Here is a 21,100-nt window from a genome sequence, read left to right as displayed (position 1 = left end):
TTCGCTTGCTGCCCGGGCAGGCTCATTGTGGACATTTTAACAAAGCAAATTTACTCTGTCGATGCAAAAATTTGTATCTTTTGGCACCCGTACAGAAATCAAATCTTGTCAGGAAAGCTATGACATCCTGAAATATCAGAATAAAATCCAAATATTTCCCCTGTGCGCTTTGCCAAATCGAGAGACTCTCCCTTAGTCAAAATGTCAAATTCTAAGTAAAAAATTTATTGATAGGCCTCAAAAAATCAGTTGACAGGAGATATTTTATCGTTTATTCTGAAAAAGACGATTCACCAATGGAGCACACTCCAAAGATTTGACATAGGGAAAATATTTGGATTTTGGGAGAGAAAGAGATGGATTTAGCCAATTACAAAATGGAATGGCCGCGTGAGAGGCTTACTGTGCGATGCTTTGCACACGATATCATGAATTATCGTTACCACTGGCATCCAGACGAATATGAGCTTAACATTTTGCTGCATGGCAGTCAAGAGTACTGCCGTGGAACGCAGAATGTTGTACTGGAGGAGGATGACGTTCTGCTCACTCCGCCGGGAGTAGGACACGCCTCCTTTGGTCAACAGGCAAATACTACTGCCATCGTCCTGCATTTTTCAGCTACAGCGATTCGTCCATTGCTTAAAAAGGGTGGCGTCTACCACTTTCCTTCCTGTCTTTCAAACGCTGGAACACACACAGAAGAACGCTACCGTCATATTCGATTTTATGCCAGCCAGATTTTCATGCTGATGCAGCAGAACAGTCCATATGCACAGCTGGCTGTCAAGGCAAGCCTCGACTTGCTGCTCGTTATACTATGCACAGAGTTTGAGCCACAGCGATTGAACGAAATGCCGGAAGATGAGCAAAGACGTTCTGCAATTCGCCGCCTTTTAGCATATATTGAAGAACATTACGCAGAAAAGCTCACTCTTGAAAATCTTGCAGATTTTGCCCAGTACAACCGAACCTATGTTTCAACCCTGTTCAAACAGGTGGTTGGTGTTAATTTTCATGAATATCTGAGCCGTGTGCGCTTCCAGCACGCTTTGAGTGACTTGGCATTGACCAATGATGGCCTGACAGATATTGCTTTGCGCAATGGTTTTGCCGATTTGAAAACCTTTAATGCACGTTTTCGCTCCACACTGCACCGCACACCCACCGAGTATCGTGCGCAGCTGTCCCCCGATCGGGTGATGCGAGTCGACAGTCGTAAATTTCTTCCGTCCGAAGACCCGATTTTGCAGGCCAAATTGCGAGCATATCTAAAGGTAGGGTGCTAAGATGGCTGAAATCACCGGAGTGGCTGCTATTTCACATTGGGATATCTTTCAAAATTGTCCTTGCAAACCCCTATGAAGTGTGGTATATACATTATACGAAACAACATCCTGAATGAACGACCTACCGTTCGATGATATATAAAAGAAAGGTGCTTGCTATGAATGCTGTGATTTATGCCCGCTATTCCAGTGACAACCAGCGCGAAGAATCCATCGAAGGTCAGATTCGGGAATGCACAGCCTACGCAGAAAGAAACGGTATCACGGTGGTCAGGCACTACATTGACCGTGCATTCTCCGCTAAAACAGATCATCGCCCGGATTTTCAGCAAATGATTCGGGACAGCAACAAAAAATTGTTTGAAATCGTTCTGGTCTGGAAGTTTGACCGCTTTGCCCGGAATCGTTTTGACAGTGCGAACTACAAGATGATTCTGAAAAAGAACAATGTACACCTGATATCGGTCATGGAGCCGATTGCTGAAGGCTCGCAAGGTATTCTTGTGGAAACACTGCTGGAAGGCATGGCAGAATACTACTCTGCTGAGCTATCTGAAAAGGTCATCCGTGGTCAGACGGAAAATGCCCTGAAAGGCAAATGCACAGGCGGCACCGGAACGATTGGCTATAAAATCGACGCAGATAAGTTCTATCGTATCGACCCACTGGTCGCTCCACTTGTATTAGAGGCTTTTCAGCGCTACGATAATGGTGAGAAAATCGTTGAGATTCTGAACTATCTCAACGCAAAAGGCGTTCGTAATATGCTGGGTGGAAAGCTGACGTGCAGCAGCATGAACACCATGTTGAAGAACCGCCGTTACATTGGAGAGCTTTCTTTCCGGGATACCGTTGTGCCAGATGCGATTCCTGCTATCGTCCCGAAAGACCTGTTTGACCGTGTTCAAAAGCGTTTGGAGAAAAACAAGCGCGCACCGGCTCACGGAAAGGCAGATGAGGAATACTTGCTGACTACCAAGCTGTTCTGTGGCAAGTGCGGAGCATTGATGTTTGGCGAAAGCGGAACAAGCGCCACTGGACGAACCTACTATTACTATAAATGTGCTACTGCCAAGCGGCGCAAAGGCTGCAATAAGAAAACCGTACAAAAGGAGTGGCTGGAGAATCTGGTCGTCCAAGAGACGATGAAGCTGATTCATGATGATGCAGTTATCGAAAGAATCGTTCAGCTGGTCATGGATTTTCAGAATCAGGAGAACACTACGATTCCGCTCTTGGAAAAGCAGCTCCGAGAGGTGGACAGGAAACTGGACAACCTGATGAAAGCAATCGAGGAAGGCTTATTCACCCGAACGACCAAGGAACGTCTGGATGCCTTGGAAGCTCAGAAGGATGAGCTGACTGCAAAAATCGCTGATGAAAAACTGCGAAAGCCATCCTTCAATGCCGATTTCATCCGGTTCTGGCTGATGAAATTCAGAAAGTTCGATATATCGCAGCAAAAACAGCGCAAAGCACTGATTGAGATTTTTGTGAACGCCATTTTCCTGTATGATGACCGGATGCTGATCACGTTCAACTACAAGGATGGCTCTCAAACCATCCGCTTTGAGGATGCCTTGACTACCACAGAAACAGTGGGAAATAGTTCGGATTTGTCCGGCTCTGCTCGACCACAAAAAAGCCACGATGAAGCGTCGGAGAATGACGCACATCGTGGCTTTCTTCATCTGCACAGGAGGTTTTCTATGATCCGTGACATCTGCAAAGACGAGCTTTTTCTCGCCCGGAAAGCCGCACCGGCCTCCCCGGAAGACCTGTCCATCGCGCAGGATCTGCTGGAAACGCTCATCGCCCACAAAGACGGCTGTGTCGGCATGGCGGCGAACATGATCGGCGCTGCAAAGCGCATCATCGCCGTCGAGGGCGAGGACGGCTATCTCGTCATGTTCAACCCGGTCATCCTCAAAAAGTCCGGGCCGTATGAGACCGAGGAGGGCTGTCTCTCCCTCACCGGCACCCGAAAGACCAAGCGCTTCCAGACCATCAAGGTCCAGTGGCAGAACGAAAAATTCCAGACCCGCATCAAGACCTTTACCGGCTGGACCGCTGAGATCCTCCAGCACGAGATCGACCACTGCGACGGCATCCTCATCTGAGACGACAAAAGCCCTGCGGCGGGTGCCACAGGGCTTTTTTGCTGCCTGAGATTACTTGGGCTGACGGCCGATATAGGCGAGGATGCCGCCGTCGGCGTAGAGGATCTGGCCGTTCACGAAGTCCGAAGCATGGGAGGCGAGGAAGACGCAGGGGCCTACCATGTCCTCCGCCTCACCCCAGCGGCCTGCGGGGGTCTTGGCAGTGATGAACTGGTCGAAGGGGTGGCGGCTGCCGTCGGGCTGGATCTCCCGCAGCGGGGCGGTCTGGGCGGTGGCGATGTAGCCGGGGCCCATGCCATTGCACTGGATGTTGTACTCGCCGTACTCGGAGGCGATGTTCTTGGTCAGCATCTTCAGCGCGCCCTTGGCAGCGGCGTAGGCGGAGACGGTCTCGCGGCCCAGCTCGCTCATCATGGAGCAGATGTTGATGATCTTGCCCTCATGCTTTTCCATCATGTCGGGCAGGACAGCCTTGGAGCAGTTGAATGCGCCGCCCACATGGACGTCGATGACCCGCATGAAATCGGCGTGGCTCATCTCGACCATCGGCACCCGTTTCATCAGACCGGCGTTGTTGACCAGAATGTCCACCGGGCCGACCTCGGCCTTGATCTTTGCCACCATCGCGTTGACGGCGTCCTCGTCGGACACATCAGCGACATAGCCGTGGGCCTCGATGCCTGCTGCCTTGTAAGCCGCCATGCCTTTTTCGAGGCTGGCTTCGGAAGAGCAGTTGAAGCAGATGGCCGCGCCGCACTTGGCCATCCCCTCTGCGATGGAAAAGCCGATGCCGTGGGCACCGCCGGTGATGAGGGCGATCTTGCCCTTCAGGTCAAAAGCTGACAGATCCATTGTATTCCTCCTGTTGATCGTGACGTCAGGGCCATCGCCCTGACGTGATAGCGTGCTTTTCTCTGCCCGCTCCACGCTGGCAGGTGTGGCGGGGCTGAGAGAGCCAAGTTAAATATTTAGCAAAACGCCCCGCGCCGGTCTCCCGGTGCGGGGCGTTGTATGGTGTACTGTTTAGCGCAGGTCGGTGGTAGCGATGTTGTCCATGTCGTCAAACTCCATGTTCTCGCCGCCCATTGCCCAGATAAAGGTGTAGTTGGAAGTGCCTACGCCGCTGTGGATGCTCCAAGAGGGGCTGATGACAGCATCCTCGTTGTGCATCACGATGTGGCGGGTCTGAGTCGGCTCGCCGCACATATGGAACACCACCTGCCCCTCGGGCAGTTCAAAATAGGTGTAGATCTCCATCCGACGTTCGTGCGTGTGGCTGGGCATGGTATTCCAGTTGGAGCCAGACTCCAGCTCGGTCATGCCCATGCTCAGCTGGCAGGTCTTGAGCACATCGGGGTGGATGAACTGATTGATGGTGCGCTTATTGCAGGTCTCGACGCTGCCCAGAGGACGGTGATTTGCATCAGCCATCTTGATGAGGCGGGTCTCGTAAGAGCAATGTGCCGGAGCGGAGACCATATAGAACTTTGCCGGATGCTCAGGGTCTGCGGAAGCGAAAGTCACTTCCTTGGTGCCCTGCGTGATATACAGGCAGTCCTTATAGCCCAGCTCGTACTTCACGCCGTCGGCCACCACGATGCCCGTGGAGTCCTTGCCGATGTTGAAGATACCGATCTCGCGGCGCTCGAGGAAATAGTGGGTGCCAAAGTTGGCCCAGACGTCGATGCCCTTGTCGATGGAGACCGTCTCGTGGACCGGCATACAGCCCAGCGTGACCATACGGTCAACATGGCTGTAGACGGCCACGACCTCGTCGGCCTTGTACAGGCCGGTGATGAGCATCTCGTCGCGCATCTCCTCGGTGGTGTAGCGCTTGAAGTCTTTCTGATTGCAGGAATAGCGGATCTCCATTGCGGATCTCCTTTCCTGTTTAGCGCTGGATACGGCCGGAACCGTCGCCGCCAGCCAGCTTCTCGACCTCGGAGACAGTCATCATGTTGTAGTCGCCCTCGATGGTGTGCTTCAGAGCAGAAGCAGCAACAGCGAACTCAACAGCATCCTGAGTGCTCTTGCCGTTCAGCAGAGCGTAGATCAGGCCGCCGCCGAAGGAGTCACCGCCGCCGACGCGGTCGATGATCTTCAGCTCGTACTTCTTGGAGAAGCAGTACTCGTTGGAAGCGACATCGTACAGCATAGCGCTCCAGCCGTTCTCGGAGGCGTTGTGGCTCTCACGCAGGGTGATAGCGACCTTCTCGAAGTGGAACTTGTCAGCCAGCTGCTTTGCGACGCTCTTGTAGCCCTCAGCGTTCAGCTTGCCGCCGTAGATGTCGGTAGCCTCGGCCTCGATGCCGAACACGTCCTTTGCATCCTCCTCGTTGGAGATGCAGACATCGACGTACTCGCACAGCTTGGTCATAGCCTCACGAGCCTCGGCACGGGTCCACAGCTTGCCGCGGTAGTTCAGGTCGCAGCTGATCTTCACGCCGTGAGCCTTAGCAGCCTTGCAGGCCTCGAGGCAGATCTCGACGACATTTGCGCCCAGAGCCGGGGTGATGCCGGTGAAGTGGAACCAATCCACGCCCTCGAAGATCTTATCCCAGTCGAAATCGGAGGGCTGAGCCAGCTGGATAGCGCTGTTGGCACGGTCGTAGATGCAGACAGAGCCGCGCTGAGAAGCGCCCTTCTCGTTGTAGTAGATGCCGACACGGTCACCGCCGCGGGTGATCATGCTGGTATCGACGCCGTAGCGGCGCAGGCTGTTGACAGCGGCCTGACCGATGGCGTGTGCGGGGAGCTTGGTGACGAAGGCTGCATCCAGACCGTAGTTGGCCAGAGAGACAGCGACGTTGGCCTCACCGCCGCCGAAGGTGAACTCCAGGCTGTTGGCCTGAACGAAACGCTCGTAGTTGAAGGGCTGCAGACGAACCATCAGCTCGCCAAAGGTAACGACTTTCATAGTGTTTCTCCTTTTATGTTCGTATATCATCCCGCCGCAGCGGGTATTGACGGAATGGAGCGGCAATTATGCCTGAACCAGATGGAATGCAAAGCCGGCGATCTCGCCCTCCATGTAGCAGGCGACGGTCTTGCCGTTCTTGACGTTCTTGCTGTCGAGGTCGAACTTCACGCCGCGCTGAGACAGGTGGTAGATTGCACGATCCACGTTGTTGCAGCCGATGGCGATGTGGCCGTTGGTGCCGCGGCCCGGCTTCTTCATGATCTCGAACTCCTTGTTGCCCACAAAGATGCTGGAGTTGCCCGGAGCGACCTTCATGTTCAGCATGGTGGAGATCAGGCCGGCCACCTTGGCAGCCTCTTCCTCGTTGCCGGTGTTGATGCCGACATGGATGAGGTGCAGGCCCAGCATGGTGTCAACAGCTTCCTTGCTCTGTGCGGTGATCTTGGCCCAATCGCCGGCCTTGATGACGTCGCTCTTGCACATCCAGGTGCCGCCGACTGCGAAGATCTGATCATAGCCCAGATAGTCGTTGACGTTCTTGGCGTTGACGCCGCCGGTGCACATCCAGCGGGCACCCTTCAGGGCAGCGCCGATGTTCTTCAGCATACCCACGCCGCCGTTTGCCTCGGCGGGGAAGAACTTCAGAGCCTCGCAGCCCATGTTCATGGCCTGCTGCATCTCGCCTGCAGAGGCGGTGCCGGGCATCATGATGCCGCCCTTGTCGATGACGTGCTTGCAGACCTCGGGGTCGAAGCCGGGAGCGACGATGAAGGAAGCGCCTGCAGCCATAGCGCGGTCAGCCTGCTCACAGGTCAGGACAGTGCCGGCGCCCAGCAGCATCTCGGGCATCTCCTCGTGGATCTTGCGGATGCAATCCTCAGCACATGCGGTGCGGAAGGTGACCTCAGCTGCGGGCAGGCCGCCCTCAGCCAGAGCCTTGCACAGGGGCAGGGCCTCGTCTACGCTGTTAAAAGCAATAACAGGGATAATGCCGATCTGATAGACCTTTTCTACGATGGGATTCATAACGCATTTCTCCTTTTTAACATTTGCATGAATTCACATGGCCGGAGTCCCTTGCGGGCATACCTTCCCCACCATGCATTCGTATCTTTAGTATAAACGACATCGGCCCGTTTGGTAATGCTCAACAAGCACAATGTTTTGCATAAGAGCTTGTATACATTGCACAAAAACGCCGATTTTACCGGTTTCAGAAGCTGTTTTCGTAAGCAGGGTGCGCCGCATGACGAGAATTTTTGCTCCGCAGACAAGGCGATTTTCCGCAGCAATCCTGACGGATTGCAAGGGAAAGCAACGCAGTATGCGGGCAAAAAGACCGTTCGGGCGGTGTGCAATGCTTATGAAAACGGCTTCTTAAACCCCGAGACGGGCAAAAATTTCGGCCACGCCGTCGTGGTCATTGTCGTTTTCGCTGACGATGTCGGCCAATCTGCGGATGTGCTCCATCCCGTTGGCCATCACAGCGGCGACACCCGCCTTTTCCAGCATGGCGCGGTCGTTTTCGCTGTCGCCCACGGCCAGCGTGGCTTCCCGGGGGATGCCCAGATGGTCGGCCAGCGCCAGCAGGCTCTCGCCCTTGTTCACCCCCGCCGCCGTGACCTCGATGTTGTCGGGGGAGCCTTGCACCACCTCAACGCCCCGGATGGCCGTGAAGCGGGGCAGATACTGCCGGGCCTCCTCGGCAGAGTGGAAGAACATGCAAAACTTCTCCACTGCATGGGCGTGGCGGCTCATCCACTCGCTCTGCTCCCGCAGGATGGTGAAGCGGCCGTCGTTGGGCTGGATGGCCTCCGTCCCCCGCACGGCCGCCAGACGGGCAAAGCGCTCGTCGAAGAAGCGCTGCTGCACCGTGTCCCGGAGGGCACGGCCATCGCTGAAGATGTTCAGCCCGCCGGGCAGGCCGCGGAAGACCTCATAGACCTCCCGGGCTGTCTCCACCGGGAAGCAGCGCCGGATGATGCACTCCGGCTGGCTGGTCTCATGCTGGGCGGCGTTGGCGTACCGGCTGTAGACGCAGCCCAGAGGGTCATTTCCGAGGTCCCAGACCGCCGCACCGTTGGAGGTGAGGGCATAACGCACCCAAGGCTGTTTTGCCACCACAGGCGGCAGGCTGGCCAGTGGACGGCCCGTGGCCGGGATGACCACGACGCCCCGGTCAGAGGCCTCGGACAGGATCTTCCGGGTGTAGTCCGTGACTTCGCCGCTGCTGTTGAGCAGCGTGCCGTCCAAGTCGAGGGCCGCAAGAAGGATGGGGTGAGATGAAATAGACATGAAAGCTCCTTTGTGCTCGTGCATACACATTCCTCCTGCCCCGGCGGAGCAGGCTGTCTTTATTCTATAACAGGAAATAGATTTGCGCAAGTCGGCCAAGTGTGGTAAAATGTATCATCGTATGACAGATTTATAGGAGAATTTACATGAAAACTTCCCTTCTTCGTGCACGGTCTCGTGCACGGTCCCATCTGTGGTACCAGCTCTACTGGGTGCTCTACCTCATCTGGTTCTTCTGGCTGGACTTCACCGTCACCGACCCGAAATACATCATCCGCAGCCCGCTGGACGACTTCATCCCCTTCAACGAGTGGTTCATCTTCCCCTACGGCAGCTGGTTTTTCCTGCTGGCCGGGGTCACGGCGCTGCTGTGGTGGTTCGACACCGCCAGCTACGACAAGCTCTGTCTCATGATGTTCTCGGGCATGACCTTCTGCCTCATCGTCTATATGGTGCTGCCCAACGGCCTCGATATCCGTCCCATGGCGGAGGAGGTGGGCCGCAGCAACATCGCCATGACCCTGATGCAGCTCATCTGGAAGGCCGACGCCTCGGTGAACGTCTGCCCCTCCATCCACTGCCAAAGCTCGGCCTGCATGGCCATCGCCTTCTCGGGCAGCACGCTGGCCCGGGAAAAGAAGTGGCTCAAGATCCTGGCCTTCGGCTGGGCTGCCCTCATCTGCGCCTCTACCGTCTTTACCAAGCAGCACTCCATCATCGACGTCTTCTGCGGGCTGGCCGTGGCGCTGGTCTGGGTGCCGGTGCTCTATCTTCGCCCCCGGAAGGCGTGAGTTTTCGGATAAAATATGCCGTTTTTGCTGTGTCCGCTCTTGACGGCACAGCGGCCCACGGGTACAATGGTGGTAGCTGATATATCACATCTGCGGGCACTGCCCGCTTCGAAAGGAGCATGACACGGCCATGGCATCACGAAGTGCGCGGGAGATCGCCTACGAGACCATCCGCAGCCGGATCATCACGATGGACTTAAAGCCCGGCGACGAACTGAACGACCGGGAGCTGGCGCAGGAGCTGGGCATCAGCCGCACCCCCATGCGGGAGGCACTCATCATGCTCAACATCGCCCACATGGTGGTCATCAAACCCCAGAGCGGCACCCATGTGGCCCCCATCGACCTCAAGCTGATGGAGATGGAGCAGTTCGCCCGCTTCACGCTGGAAAAGGAGATCCTGAACCGCATCCGGGGCCGTCTGACCGCCGAGCAGGAGGCCGCCTACCGACTCAACCTTGAGAGCTACCGCCAGCTGGAGCGCGACCCCTCCGCCGAAAACCGGGAGACGAGGATGCTCGACCTCGACAACGCCTTCCACCGCCGGGCCTTTGAGCTGTGCGGCATGGAGGAGCACTTCGACCATATGCTCTCCACCTTCCAGCACATCGAGCGTCTGCGGAAATTCAGCCTCCAGACGGAGGAGAACAAGTCCGTCTGCGCAGCCCACACCCGCATCCTCGAGGCCGTCCTGCGCGGCTCGGAGGAAGACCTCAGCCGTGCCCTCAGCGACCACCTGAACCGCTACAAGCTCTCGGTGGAGCAGGCCCGCCAGCGCCACCCTGAGTATTTCACCGAGGGGACCGTCGGGTTAATCGACAATGTAAGATAACTGCATCATAGAAAAGGACGCCGTCTGGTAAAAACCATGCGGCGTCCTTTTGTTATGTTATAGGGATCATGTCCTCAGCATTCAATCCAGCAGGTAGTTCCCAGCTTACGTATAATTGCTCAGAATTTTTTCAAAGTCCATATATTTTGCAACGGCCTCCGTGTAAAACTCTTTATTCTGTTCCACCATTTGCAGCGTTATAACAGGCTCATCATCTCCAAGCACTTCATCCACATAAAGGATATAGTCCGGGTACTTTTTCCCCTTGCTAAAGCAGGCAATCTGTATATCCTTATGAAACGTGTTCGTTGGTTCTTCCAATCTTCCTTGAATCAGGGCCTCTGCGTCATATTCCGTTGAGCCAAACTTGTATTTACCTTCCACCATCTCAGCCTGTCTCCAGAACGAGTCCGTGTCAAGCTTCTCACTCGGTTTGTACGGCTGTACTGTCGTCGGCAATAAATTATCTTTCCAAATAAACCATGCTTTGCCCTGTTCCGCATCACTCAAGACAAACGAGTAATCATCCTCTTGGTAGGTGCGCACACCATTTGTCGAATCTGTATAGTTGCGGCTTTTCACATTGCCATACTCATCTTTGCTCTCGATAGTATAGACACGCGTATAGGTCTGCGTCATCAGTTTCTCATAATTGGCTCTTCTGCTGTTCACCGGGTTCTTAATTGGCGTTGCGTGCAACATTCCAAATTCATTCACACCCGTTTCTTCTGCGCCGGAACTTGAACTGCTGGACGAACTGGAACTACTGCTTGAGTCTGAGGGCGCACTGCTGGAACTCGAAGAACTGCTGGAACTGCTATCAGAAGAAGCGCTGGAATTGCCGTTCGAGGCAGAGCCGCTAGAGCCACTGTTTCCTCCACCACCTCCTCCACCACTGCACGCGGTGAACATAGAAACCGATACCGCTGCGGCAAGCACGATGGCCATGACCTTATCAGACAATCTCATTAAAAATTCCTCCTCGTTTCAAGTTTGTGCTCTTAGCATATCTTATTTGCACTCATTTTTCAAGTGCAAATAGCGCACATTTTAATGCGTAGATTTTGTGTATTATGCCTTTATAATAAAATTTGAAGGGGGCATAAGATGGCATTCAAAATTCCAAAAGAAGAATATATCAACCGCACGTTTCGTCTTCGGAAAGAACTCGTTGACCGCATGGAAGTCATTTGCAACGAAAAAAACATCTCCCTGAACAAGTTGACCGTCTTATGCATTGAATATGCTCTGGACAACCTTGAAGAAGACGATACCACACTTCAGTAAGACACAAAAACGCCGCACAGCGTATCAAAATCGCTGTGCGGCGTTTTATTCTACGGTAAAGTTTCGGAGGGTGCTCAGACCTTTTCGATGGTGATGCTCCACTCGCTGGTCATGGCCTCATCGACGTCCAGCACCTCGTGATGGCCCTCCTCGTTGACGCTGTTGGCCCAGCCGTTCCAAGGCTCCATGCAGACGAAGCTCTCGGCATCCTGCTGCCAGAGCACGCCCTTGTCGAAGGTCTCATCGGCGTCCACCGTGACCTTATGGCCGTTGCCCTTGTCGGTGAAGGTCATGGGGAACTCCACGCCGGTCATCAGGCGGATGGTGTTGTCTGTGCCCTCCTTGCGGGTGAGGGTGATCTTTTCCGGGGCAGCGGGCTGCTCGCCCTTGGCATTCTCGGAGCAGGTGGCGCACTTGATGTCAAAGTCCACATTTTCCAGCGCAGAGGCCACGAAATAGGGGTGGTAGCCGAAGCTGAAGGGCATGGGCTTGTCGCCCTCGTTGATGACGGTCAGGCTGATGAGGGCCTTATTGCCCTCGAGGTTGTAGTTCACCAGCAGGGTGAAGTCGAAGGGGTAGAGGAACTTGGTCAGCGGGGTGGATTCCAGCGCCAGCGTCACACCGTCCGGGCCGACGCTCTCCACGTCCCAAGCGCACAGGTCAGCGAAGCCATGGGTCTCCATGGGGTAGGCCTTGCCCTCAAAGTTGTGGACGCCGCCGTCGGGGTTGCCGCAGCTGGGGAAGAGCACCGGCACGCCGAAGCGGGGGCGGTTGCACTCCGAGAAGTTGGGGCGGCGGGTCCAGATATACTCGTCGCCGTCGAGGGTAAAGCCGGTGATCATGCCGCCGCGCTCGGGGGTGATGGTCAGGCTGGTCTTGGCGGCGGGGTCGGTGATGACGTACTGCTCATAGCAGGCGCCGTTCTCGGTGATGTACTGGGTGGTGATCTGGTTCATAGTTCAGTCCTCCGTATTTTTCTGGTTTTTCTGGTATTCCGCCAGTTTTTCAAAATAATAATCGATGCCGTAGCGGATGAAGTATTTGATGATGCGGACAACAATGCAGATGATCGCCGCATAAACAAGCAGTGCAAAAAACATTGCTCCATTTGCTCCTAGTCTCATAAATTACTCCTCGCAATGCACAAAAAGGCCGCCGGGCGGTATGTACCGCTCAGCAGCCTCATTTTTACTTAAAGAACGACGCCGTCCTTGAAGATGGAGATCTCGCGGAAGCCGTGCTTTTCGGCCTTGGTCTGCTCGCCGCTGGCCACCCGGATGACCAGATCCAGCAGATCCTTTGCGGCCTCGTCGATGGTCTTCTCGCCGTCGGCGATGACGCCGGTGTTGAAATCGATCCAGCCCGACTTCTTCTCCGCCAGCGGGGTGTTGGTGGAGATCTTCAGGGTGGGAGCCGGAGCAGAGAAGGGCGTGCCGCGGCCGGTGGAGAAGAGGATGAGGTGTGCACCTGCGGCGGTCATGGCGGTGGCGGAAACGAGGTCATTGCCGGGGCCGTAGAGCATATTCAGGCCCTTGGTGACGACGGGGTCGCCGTAGCCGATAACGTCCATGATGGGGGCTGTGCCGCCCTTCTGGACGCAGCCGCAGCTCTTGTCCTCCAGCGTGGTGATGCCGCCCTGCTTGTTGCCCGGAGAGGGGTTGTCGTAGACGACCTCATTGTGGCTGATGAAGTAGTCCTTAAAGCCGTTGATCATCTTCTCGGCCTTGACGAAGACGTCGTGGTTGATGCAGCGGTCCATCAGGAAGCCCTCGGCACCGAACATCTCGGGCACCTCGGTCAGGACGGTGGAGCCGCCGCGCTGGCCCATCATGTCGGAGAAGCGTCCGATGGTAGGGTTGGCGGTGATGCCAGACAGACCATCCGAGCCGCCGCACTTCATGCCGACCACCAGCTCGCTCACGGGGATCGGCTCGCGCTTGAACTGGCCGGCGTAAGCGGCCAGCTCCTTCAGGATGTCGCGGGCGGCGGCAAATTCGTCGTCCACGTCCTGACAGGTCAGGAATTTCACACGGTCGTGGTCATACTCGCCCAGCTCTTCCACGAACTGGTCGTGCTGCAGGTTCTCACAGCCCAGATGCAGCACCAGAACGGCGGCGGCATTGGGGTGGCGGACGAGAGCGGCCAGCAGCTTGCGGGTCTGTGCGTGGTCATGGCCGGTCTGGCTGCAGCCAAAGGGATGGGTGAAGGTGTAGAGGCCCTCGATGGTGCCGGTGACGAGGTCCTGATTGTCGGCCACCATCTTCTTGGCGATGTCGTTGACACAGCCGACGGTGGGGATGATCCAGATCTCGTTGCGGATGGCGGCGCGGCCATCCTTGCGGCGGAAGCCCATAAAGGTCTCGGCCTCCACCTTGGGCAGCGGGGCCAGCTCGGGGGAGGGGTTATAGCTGTACTCCACCTCGCCGGAGAGGTTGGTGTGGACATTGTGGGTGTGCATCCAAGTACCCGGCTCGGCGTCAGCGGTGGCGTGGCCGATGGGGAAGCCGTACTTGATGACGTTCTCGCCGTTCCGGATGGGCTTGACTGCCATCTTGTGGCCCTGCGGGATGTCCTCCAGCGCGGTGACGGCAAGGCCGTCCACCTCGACGAGGGTGCCCTTGGCAATGGGATGCAGAGCGACAACGACGTTGTCGATGGGGCTGATATGGATCGCCTGCGGCATAGTTTTTCTCCTACTCTCTCATAACACAAAAGGGGGCTGCTGCCCAAAGCAGCAGCCCTCTGTGTCCAAATTTTCAGCTTACAGGCAGCTCTTGTAAGCAGCCTCTGCGCCCTCGGTGCGGATCAGCTCGAGGTCTGCCAGAACAGCGGCCTCAAGGCCCTCGATCTTGGTCAGATCCTGATCCCACATCTGGGTGTTGGTCAGCACGGCGTGCACCAGCTGGGCAGCGGTGTCGTCCTTGTGTGCATAGTAGAAGTCCAGTGCCCATGCGTCATCCTGGATCTTATAGGTATTGCCGGCCGGACGCTTGCAGATGAGGCCGTCGGCGGTGCGCTCCTGAATGTCGTTGGAGTAGAAGGCGATGTAAGCAGCCAGAGACATGGTCAGGCACTTGGGCAGCTTCTTCTGCTCCTCGATGTAGGTCAGGAAGGAGGGCATATTGCGGGCCTTCCACTTGGAGGTGGAGTTCAGGGAGATGCTCATCAGCTCGTGGTTGATGAAGGGGTTATTGAAGCGGTCCTGCACAGCAGAAGCGAACTCCTCGAGATCCTTCTTGTCCAGAGGCAGGGTGGGGATGACCTCCTCGTGCAGCATCTTGTTCATGAAGCCGCGGACGGTGTCGTTGTGCATGCAGTCACGCACGATGTCGAAGCCAGCCAGATATGCGCCCAGAACGAAGCCGGTGTGTGCGCCGTTCAGGATGCGAACCTTGCGCTTCTTGTAGGGGGTGACATCGGGCACGACCATGACGTTGACACCGGCCTTCTTGAACGGCAGCTTGTCCTCCAGACCATCGGGACCCTCGATGACCCAGACGCCGAAGACTTCGCCGACGTCCAGCGCCTTATCGGTGTAGCCGTTGGCCTCTTCCAGAGTAGCCAGCTCCTGCGGGTCACGGATGCGGCCCGGGACGATGCGGTCCACCAGAGTGGAGCAGAAGGTGTTGGCGTTGTTCATCCAGTCGATGAAGGCAGCGTCGAGGTTCCAGTCCTTGGCGTAGTTGTTGCAGCACTTCTGCAGCTCCTTGCCGTTGTTGTCGATCAGTTCGCAGGACAGGATGATCAGGCCCTTATCGGCAGCGCCCTTGAATGCGGTGTAGCGCTCGTACAGCACGCGGGTCAGCTTTGCAGGGAAGCTGTTGGGGGGAACCTGATCGAACTGGCTGTCGCCCTGCGTATAGGCGATGCCGGCCTCGGTGGTGTTGGAGACGACGATCTCGAGATCCTCAGAGCGGGCCAGAGCCAGAACTTCGTCCCACTTGCCCTCGGAGTAGGGGCAGACGCAGTCGGAGACGCAGGAGATGACGCGCTTTGCATCGACCTTCTGGCCCTTCTCGCTGCCGCGCAGGTACAGGGTGTACAGGCCCTCCTGCTCGTTCATCCAGTCCGCCATCTGGGGGAAGTTGGCGATGGGCTGCACCAGCTTGACCTTGCCGTTGAAGCCAGCCTTCTCGTTGGCGATGTCGATAAAGTAATCCACGAATGCGCGCAGGAAATTGCCCTCGCCGAACTGCATCACCTTAACGGGTGCGTCCTTGAGGATATAGCCGTTGTAACCGGTGCTTTCCAGGACCTTGTAATTCAAAGTTTCCATTTGAGTGTCTCCTTTTATCAATTTGCTTTGCCTTTCACGGGGCAGCCAGAGCCGCACCCTTCTCTTTCTCTATTTTATGCTGTTGTATACAAATAAGTCAAGTGGTTCTCCACAGTTTTTTGCAGGAAAAGGGGCCGTTTTTATAAAAACCAGCGAATTGTACAAGTCTGGGCGAGAATTTTGGGCAGTTTTTCAGTTGTATACATCCGCATTTTCCGGTATACTAAAGACAGGCATCGCCTGTTTGCACGGAACAGGCCCATACCCCTATTTTTTAAAGAATGTTTCAAACCGTCAAGACCATTGAAAAAAGGAGTTCTGACCATGAAAGCATTTATGGATAAGGAGTTCATGCTCCAGTCGCCCACCGCACAGCACCTGTATCACGCTTACGCTGAGGGTATGCCCATCTGTGACTACCACTGCCACATTCCTCCCCGTGAGATCTACGAGAACCGCCGCTTCGACAACATCGCTCAGGTCTGGCTGGGCGGCCGCAACCCGGACGGCAGCTACTTCGGCGACCACTACAAGTGGCGCGTCATGCGCTCCAACGGCGTGCCCGAGGAGTACATCACCGGCGACAAGCCCGACCGCGAGCGTTTCCAGAAGTTTGCCGAGGCTCTGCCCATGGCCATCGGCAACCCGATGTACCACTGGACCAACCTCGAGTTGCACACCTTCTTCGGCTATGACGGCGTGCTGAACGGCGACACCGCCGAGGAAGTCTGGAACCTGTGCAACGACAAGCTCCAGCACGACCCCAAGCTGACCGTCCGCGGCCTCATCGAGCAGAGCAACGTGGCTTTCATCGGCACCACCGATGACCCCATCGACAGCCTCGAGTGGCACAAGAAGATCAAGGAAGACCCCACCATCAAGTTCACCGTGGCTCCTTCCTTCCGCCCCGACAAGGCCATCAACATCAACAAGCCCGGCTTCGCTGAGTACATGGGCAAGCTGGCTGCTGCCGTCGGCAAGGAGAAGCTGGCCTGCATCGACTGCGTCACCGGTGCTCTGACCGACCGCATCGAGTTCTTCGCCGAGATGGGCTGCCGCGCTTCCGACCACGGTCTGGACTACATCCCCTACCGTGAGGCCTCCAAGGACGAGGTCAACGCCATCTATCAGAAAGCCATGAAGGGCGAGGCCGTCACGCGGGAAGAGGCTGAGAAGTATCAGACCTACATCCTCATCCATCTGGGCAAGCAGTATCACCGCCTCGGCATCGCCATGCAGATCCACTACAACTGCCTGCGCGGCGTCAACCGCAAGATGAACACCCTGCTGGGACCCGATACCGGTTTCGACATGATCAACACCGCCACCTGCGGCGGCGAGATCGCAGCTCTGCTGAGCGCCCTGAACGACACCGACGAGTGCCCCAAGACCATCATCTACAGCCTGAACCCCGGCGATGACGCTCAGATCGGCACCATCCTCGGCTGCTTCCAGAACAGCGAGGTCCCGGGCAAGATCCAGCACGGCTCCGCTTGGTGGTTCAACGACCACAAGATCGGCATGGAAGAGCAAATGTCCCGTCTGGCCAGCCTCGGCCTGCTGGGCAACTTCGTCGGTATGCTGACCGACAGCCGCAGCTTCCTGAGCTACACCCGCCACGACTACTTCCGCCGCATCCTCTGCAACCTCATCGGCCAGTGGGTCGAGGACGGCGAGTATCCCAACGACGAGAAGGCTCTGGAGAAGATCGTCCGCGGCATCTGCTTCGACAACGCAAAGCGCTACTTCAACCTGTAATTTCTTCGTTTTATAAAAAAGTGAGGCTCCACGACGAACACCGTGGAGCCTCACTTTTTATTTTTCTTTTTACTTGTTGTCGGCCACCATCATCTTGCTGGCCTTATAGATGTCGCCGCAGCCCAGCGTGATGACCAAGTCACCCTCGCGGGCATTCTGCTTCACCCAGTCGGCGGCAGCTTCCAGACTGTCCACCAGCACCGAGCCGGGGATCTGCGCCGCCAGCTTTGCGCTGGTGATGGACGGGTCGTTCGGCTCGCGGCTGCCCATGATGGGGGTGATGACCGCAATGTCGGGGATCTTGAGCACATCCACGAAGTCGTTGAACAGCATCTTGGTGCGGCTGTATGTAAACGGCTGATGGACGGCGATAAGGCGCTTGTAGCCCAGCTCCTTGGCGGTGGTCAGGGTCGCGCGCAGCTCGGTGGGATGGTGGGCGTAGTCGTCCACCACCACAGCGCCGTTGCACTCGCCGTAGACCTCGAAGCGTCGGCCTGCGCCCTTGAAGCTTGCGGCAGCGGCGGCACACTGCTCGACGGTCAGGCCCGCAAAGCGGCAGACCGCGCACATAGCCAGCGCGTTGTAGATATTGTGACGGCCCGGCACAGCCAGACGGATGTGGCCGGTAACTTTGCTCCACTCCTTCAGGTCGAACTCGAAGAAGCCGGGCTTATACTCCTGTACATTGACGGCCTGATAGTCGCCGTCGTTGTTGATGCCGAAAGTGCGCACACGGCGGTCGAGGGTATACATGACGTCCATCGTGTTCTTGTCGTCGGCGTTTGCGAAGATCATGAACTGGGTCATAAGGGCGAAGCGCTTGAAGGCAAACTTCAGCTCACCCATGCTGCCGTAATAATCCAGATGGTCGTTGTCGATGTTCAGCACAACCGAGAGGTAGGGGGTCAGCTTCAGGAAGGTCTCCGAGAACTCACAGGCCTCGATGACGATGTCGTCGCCCTTGCCCGCCTTGCCGTAGCCGTGGATGAGGGGCAGCTTGCCGCCGATGACCGCAGAGGGGTCGCGTCCTGCCAGCTCCAGCGCAGTGGTGATCATGGAAGTCGTGGTGGTCTTGCCGTGGGTACCGGAAACGCAGATGCTCTGCTTGTACAGGCGGCTCACATAGCCCAGTAGGACGCTGCGCTCCACCGTCGTGATGCCGTAGGAAGCTGCCGCATTCAGCTCCACATTGTCCTTCGCAATGGCGGCGGAGTAGACCACGAGGTCTGCGCCGATGACATTGTCTGCGCTGTGGCCCAGCGTGACCTTAACGCCCATCTCCCGCTCGGAGCGGATGATGCTGCCGTCCAGCACGTCGCTGCCCGAGATGTCATAGCCCTTTGCGGACAGGATCTGGATGAGCGGATACATTCCGCTGCCGCCGCAGCCAATGAAATGGATCTTCTTCACATTATCCAGCAGGTGCTGGGTGTAATCGGTGTACATGAACATAGAAAGCATCCTCCAATAATATAAACGGCTGCCAGGCAGACCGTATCCATTCTAGTGACACCTATTATTATATAATTTTTGGCGCACAAAATAAACACTTCGGAGCGAATTTTCGGAAAGAACTATAAAATCATACGCACTTTTGTGCTATCTGTATAGAATCCGCGGGCCCAAGCTGGGTATTTTGACGCTTCACAAAAGATTTACAATTACTCAGGATAAATAGCTAACGATCCTGAGATTTTTGTGATATAGTTATAGAGGAAATTTTGCTGTGGCAGCGCCTGCATCGACGTCGGCTGTGCCCGGCACGAAAAGAGGAGACACTTTTTTGAAGATCAAAATCACGGCCGACAGCACCTGCGACCTCTCCGAAGCGCTGCTGCGGCAATGGGACATCTCTCTCATGCCCATGCACATCCTGATGGGCGGCGAGAGCTATCTGGACGGCATCACCGTCCGCCCTGCTGACGTCTTTGCCCATGTGGAGGCCGGCGGCCAGACCCCGAAATCTGCCGCCGCAAATCCGGTGGAGTACATCGACTTCTTCGGGCCGTTCGCCAAAGAGTATGACGCTGTCATCCACATCTCGGTCAGCGCCAAGCTTTCGTCCTGCTATCAGAACGCCTGCCTTGCCGCGCAGGAATACGACAACGTCTCGGTCATCGACAGCGAGAACATCTGCACCGGACAGGGCTACCTTGTCCTCCGCGCCGCCAAATGGGCGGCAGATGGCCTGACGACCCGCAACATCTGTATGCGGCTCCAGAACCTCGCCAAGCGGGTGGAACTGAGCTTCGTGCTGGATCAGCTCAATTACATGGCCAAGAGCGGCCGCTGCTCCGGCGTGCTGGCGTTCGGCGCAAACCTTCTAGGCATTAAGCCCAGCCTCGCTGTCATCGACGGTGAGCTGAAGGTCGTCAAAAAGTATCGCGGCAGCCTGCCCATCTGTGTCGGCAAATACATCACCGACTTGCTGGACGGCCGGGACGACATCGACAACTGCATGGTCTTTATCTCGTCCTGCCAGCCCAAGCCCGGCTGCATGGAGGCTATCAAAGCCGGTCTGCGCAGGTACGGCAAATTCGAGAACATCATTGAGACCGACATCGGCACGACCATCGGCGGCTACTCCGGCCCCGGCACCATCGGCATCGTATTCGCAAAGAAAGTCTGAACAGGATTCAACCAAGACGGCCCGGCCAAGTGGAAAACTCCACAGCCGGGCCGTTTTTTAGTTGCGGGAACACTTTTCAGCGTCGATGGCCAGCACGAACATCAGCACATACAGCGCATCCTCCGGCTTTGCAATGTCCAGCACATAAGTATCCGTCCAGTGGAGCAGCTCCTTGGAGATGGCTGCCACCGTTGCCCCATCCGGCCCGGTGATGGTGTAGTCCCATTCCGCCCAGTCGCCTTCGATGTGCCAGCCGTTGAAGTCGATATTATACCGCGGCTTGAACCAGCCCCACGGTTCTTTTTTCAGGGTGCCGATGCAGTCGCTCCCCTCGTAAAGTTCGAATTGGGGCCACCAAGAAAAAATCTGCTCCTTCACAGTGCCCAGCTCGTGCTCCTCGCTGGCGTCGAATATTTTCAGGCAGTGCCCCCACGAGAGCTGGCCCTTCACGATATAGACCGTGTTTTCATTTTCATCGTAGATGTCATAGCTGTCGAACCAAGCAAATGCACGCTGTTTGAATAAAAGCTTCATGCCGTCCTCCTCTGTCCGCTTTGTCACACCCTGCTTGACTTATATACGATTTACGCTGCTGTTTTCATGCAGCATCTGGAAATTTTTTCGGATAAATATAAGAAAACCGCCCTGAGAACTCTCAGAGCGGCATATTCAAGTCGGCGACTACCTATTTTCACAAGCCGTTTCCAGCTAACTATCTTGGGCACGAGTGAGCTTAACTGCTGTGTTCGGAATGGGAACAGGTGGGACCTCACCGTCATCGTCACCGACCATATGACTGACACAGTATATCACATTTCTGTGTATCTGTCCAGTATTTTTAGAAGGACGTGCCTTCAAAACTGAATAATCACTGCTTACATTTTTTCGTTGACTCTAAGAGTC

19 protein-coding genes and 1 rRNA gene are annotated in these 21,100 nt (G+C 56.1%); 7 read left to right on the top strand and 13 right to left on the bottom strand.

Annotated elements, in window-relative coordinates:
• The first annotated feature begins 356 nt into the window (after positions 1-356).
• Entirely contained in the window at positions 357-1,289 is a 933-nt protein-coding gene (locus tag LKD23_RS09645) for an AraC family transcriptional regulator (protein WP_117536026.1), read from the top strand.
• Between the two features lie 158 nt (positions 1,290-1,447).
• Positions 1,448-3,409, top strand: coding sequence for a peptide deformylase (locus LKD23_RS09640; protein ID WP_227621474.1), 1,962 nt, complete (start codon positions 1,448-1,450; stop codon positions 3,407-3,409).
• 51 nt (positions 3,410-3,460) lie between these two features.
• Here the strand turns inward: LKD23_RS09640 and LKD23_RS09635 are convergent, their stop codons facing one another.
• The 5 genes from LKD23_RS09635 to LKD23_RS09615 form a co-directional block, all read right to left on the bottom strand.
• Complete coding sequence (locus LKD23_RS09635; protein ID WP_227621473.1) at positions 3,461-4,261, bottom strand: gluconate 5-dehydrogenase; 801 nt, start codon at positions 4,259-4,261, stop codon at positions 3,461-3,463.
• 171 nt (positions 4,262-4,432) lie between these two features.
• Positions 4,433-5,281 carry a 5-dehydro-4-deoxy-D-glucuronate isomerase gene (gene kduI / locus LKD23_RS09630; protein WP_227621472.1) on the bottom strand — a complete coding sequence of 283 codons (849 nt, stop codon included), beginning with the start codon at positions 5,279-5,281 and terminating at the stop codon, positions 4,433-4,435.
• Positions 5,282-5,300: 19 nt separating this feature from the next.
• A complete protein-coding gene (locus LKD23_RS09625; RefSeq protein WP_158399690.1) occupies positions 5,301-6,326 on the bottom strand; it encodes a sugar kinase in 1,026 nt (341 codons plus the stop codon).
• A 66-nt stretch (positions 6,327-6,392) separates the two neighbouring features.
• Positions 6,393-7,355: a bifunctional 4-hydroxy-2-oxoglutarate aldolase/2-dehydro-3-deoxy-phosphogluconate aldolase gene (gene eda / locus LKD23_RS09620; protein ID WP_227621471.1), complete on the bottom strand. Its 963-nt coding sequence runs from the start codon at positions 7,353-7,355 to the stop codon at positions 6,393-6,395.
• A gap of 351 nt (positions 7,356-7,706) precedes the next feature.
• Positions 7,707-8,624, bottom strand: a complete 918-nt coding sequence (locus tag LKD23_RS09615; protein ID WP_227621470.1) for a Cof-type HAD-IIB family hydrolase — start codon at positions 8,622-8,624, stop codon at positions 7,707-7,709.
• A 146-nt stretch (positions 8,625-8,770) separates the two neighbouring features.
• Here LKD23_RS09615 and LKD23_RS09610 point away from each other — a divergent pair, with 146 nt between their 5' ends.
• Both LKD23_RS09610 and LKD23_RS09605 read left to right on the top strand, forming a co-directional pair.
• Positions 8,771-9,415 (top strand): phosphatase PAP2 family protein, encoded by a 645-nt coding sequence (locus LKD23_RS09610; RefSeq protein ID WP_227621469.1) that lies wholly within the window; start codon positions 8,771-8,773, stop codon positions 9,413-9,415.
• Positions 9,416-9,545: 130 nt separating this feature from the next.
• Positions 9,546-10,247: a GntR family transcriptional regulator gene (locus LKD23_RS09605; RefSeq protein WP_227621468.1), complete on the top strand. Its 702-nt coding sequence runs from the start codon at positions 9,546-9,548 to the stop codon at positions 10,245-10,247.
• 105 nt (positions 10,248-10,352) lie between these two features.
• On the opposite strand, the gene LKD23_RS09600 is transcribed toward LKD23_RS09605, so the two are convergent.
• Positions 10,353-11,216 carry a hypothetical protein gene (locus LKD23_RS09600; RefSeq protein WP_227621467.1) on the bottom strand — a complete coding sequence of 288 codons (864 nt, stop codon included), beginning with the start codon at positions 11,214-11,216 and terminating at the stop codon, positions 10,353-10,355.
• 138 nt (positions 11,217-11,354) lie between these two features.
• Between LKD23_RS09600 and LKD23_RS09595 the strand changes: the two genes are divergently transcribed.
• Positions 11,355-11,534 carry a hypothetical protein gene (locus tag LKD23_RS09595; protein WP_227621466.1) on the top strand — a complete coding sequence of 60 codons (180 nt, stop codon included), beginning with the start codon at positions 11,355-11,357 and terminating at the stop codon, positions 11,532-11,534.
• A 74-nt stretch (positions 11,535-11,608) separates the two neighbouring features.
• Here LKD23_RS09595 and LKD23_RS09590 read toward each other — a convergent pair whose 3' ends face one another.
• From LKD23_RS09590 to LKD23_RS09575, 4 genes are all read right to left on the bottom strand, one after another.
• Complete coding sequence (locus LKD23_RS09590; protein WP_227621465.1) at positions 11,609-12,490, bottom strand: aldose epimerase family protein; 882 nt, start codon at positions 12,488-12,490, stop codon at positions 11,609-11,611.
• A gap of 3 nt (positions 12,491-12,493) precedes the next feature.
• Positions 12,494-12,634 carry a hypothetical protein gene (locus LKD23_RS09585; RefSeq protein ID WP_227621464.1) on the bottom strand — a complete coding sequence of 47 codons (141 nt, stop codon included), beginning with the start codon at positions 12,632-12,634 and terminating at the stop codon, positions 12,494-12,496.
• 92 nt (positions 12,635-12,726) lie between these two features.
• Positions 12,727-14,217: a UxaA family hydrolase gene (locus LKD23_RS09580; protein ID WP_227621463.1), complete on the bottom strand. Its 1,491-nt coding sequence runs from the start codon at positions 14,215-14,217 to the stop codon at positions 12,727-12,729.
• 78 nt (positions 14,218-14,295) lie between these two features.
• Positions 14,296-15,810: a tagaturonate reductase gene (locus LKD23_RS09575; protein ID WP_227621462.1), complete on the bottom strand. Its 1,515-nt coding sequence runs from the start codon at positions 15,808-15,810 to the stop codon at positions 14,296-14,298.
• Positions 15,811-16,134: 324 nt separating this feature from the next.
• On the opposite strand from LKD23_RS09575, the gene uxaC reads away from it, so the two are divergent.
• A complete protein-coding gene (uxaC, locus tag LKD23_RS09570) occupies positions 16,135-17,568 on the top strand; it encodes a glucuronate isomerase (protein WP_227621461.1) in 1,434 nt (477 codons plus the stop codon).
• Positions 17,569-17,637: 69 nt separating this feature from the next.
• On the opposite strand, the gene murC is transcribed toward uxaC, so the two are convergent.
• Positions 17,638-19,020: a UDP-N-acetylmuramate--L-alanine ligase gene (gene murC, locus LKD23_RS09565; protein WP_227621460.1), complete on the bottom strand. Its 1,383-nt coding sequence runs from the start codon at positions 19,018-19,020 to the stop codon at positions 17,638-17,640.
• A 331-nt stretch (positions 19,021-19,351) separates the two neighbouring features.
• Between murC and LKD23_RS09560 the strand changes: the two genes are divergently transcribed.
• Positions 19,352-20,197, top strand: coding sequence for a DegV family protein (locus tag LKD23_RS09560; protein ID WP_227621459.1), 846 nt, complete (start codon positions 19,352-19,354; stop codon positions 20,195-20,197).
• A 57-nt stretch (positions 20,198-20,254) separates the two neighbouring features.
• On the opposite strand, the gene LKD23_RS09555 is transcribed toward LKD23_RS09560, so the two are convergent.
• Positions 20,255-20,731, bottom strand: coding sequence for an LURP-one-related/scramblase family protein (locus LKD23_RS09555; RefSeq protein ID WP_223386760.1), 477 nt, complete (start codon positions 20,729-20,731; stop codon positions 20,255-20,257).
• A gap of 138 nt (positions 20,732-20,869) precedes the next feature.
• A 5S ribosomal RNA gene (rrf, locus tag LKD23_RS09550) occupies positions 20,870-20,986 on the bottom strand.
• Positions 20,987-21,100 lie beyond the last annotated feature (114 nt).

The sequence above is a fragment of the Faecalibacterium butyricigenerans genome (genome assembly GCF_020687345.1).
In the GTDB taxonomy this organism is placed as follows: domain Bacteria; phylum Bacillota; class Clostridia; order Oscillospirales; family Ruminococcaceae; genus Faecalibacterium; species Faecalibacterium butyricigenerans.
The sequence above is the reverse complement of the archived record's forward strand: the minus strand, read 5'-3'. Positions and strand labels throughout refer to the sequence as shown.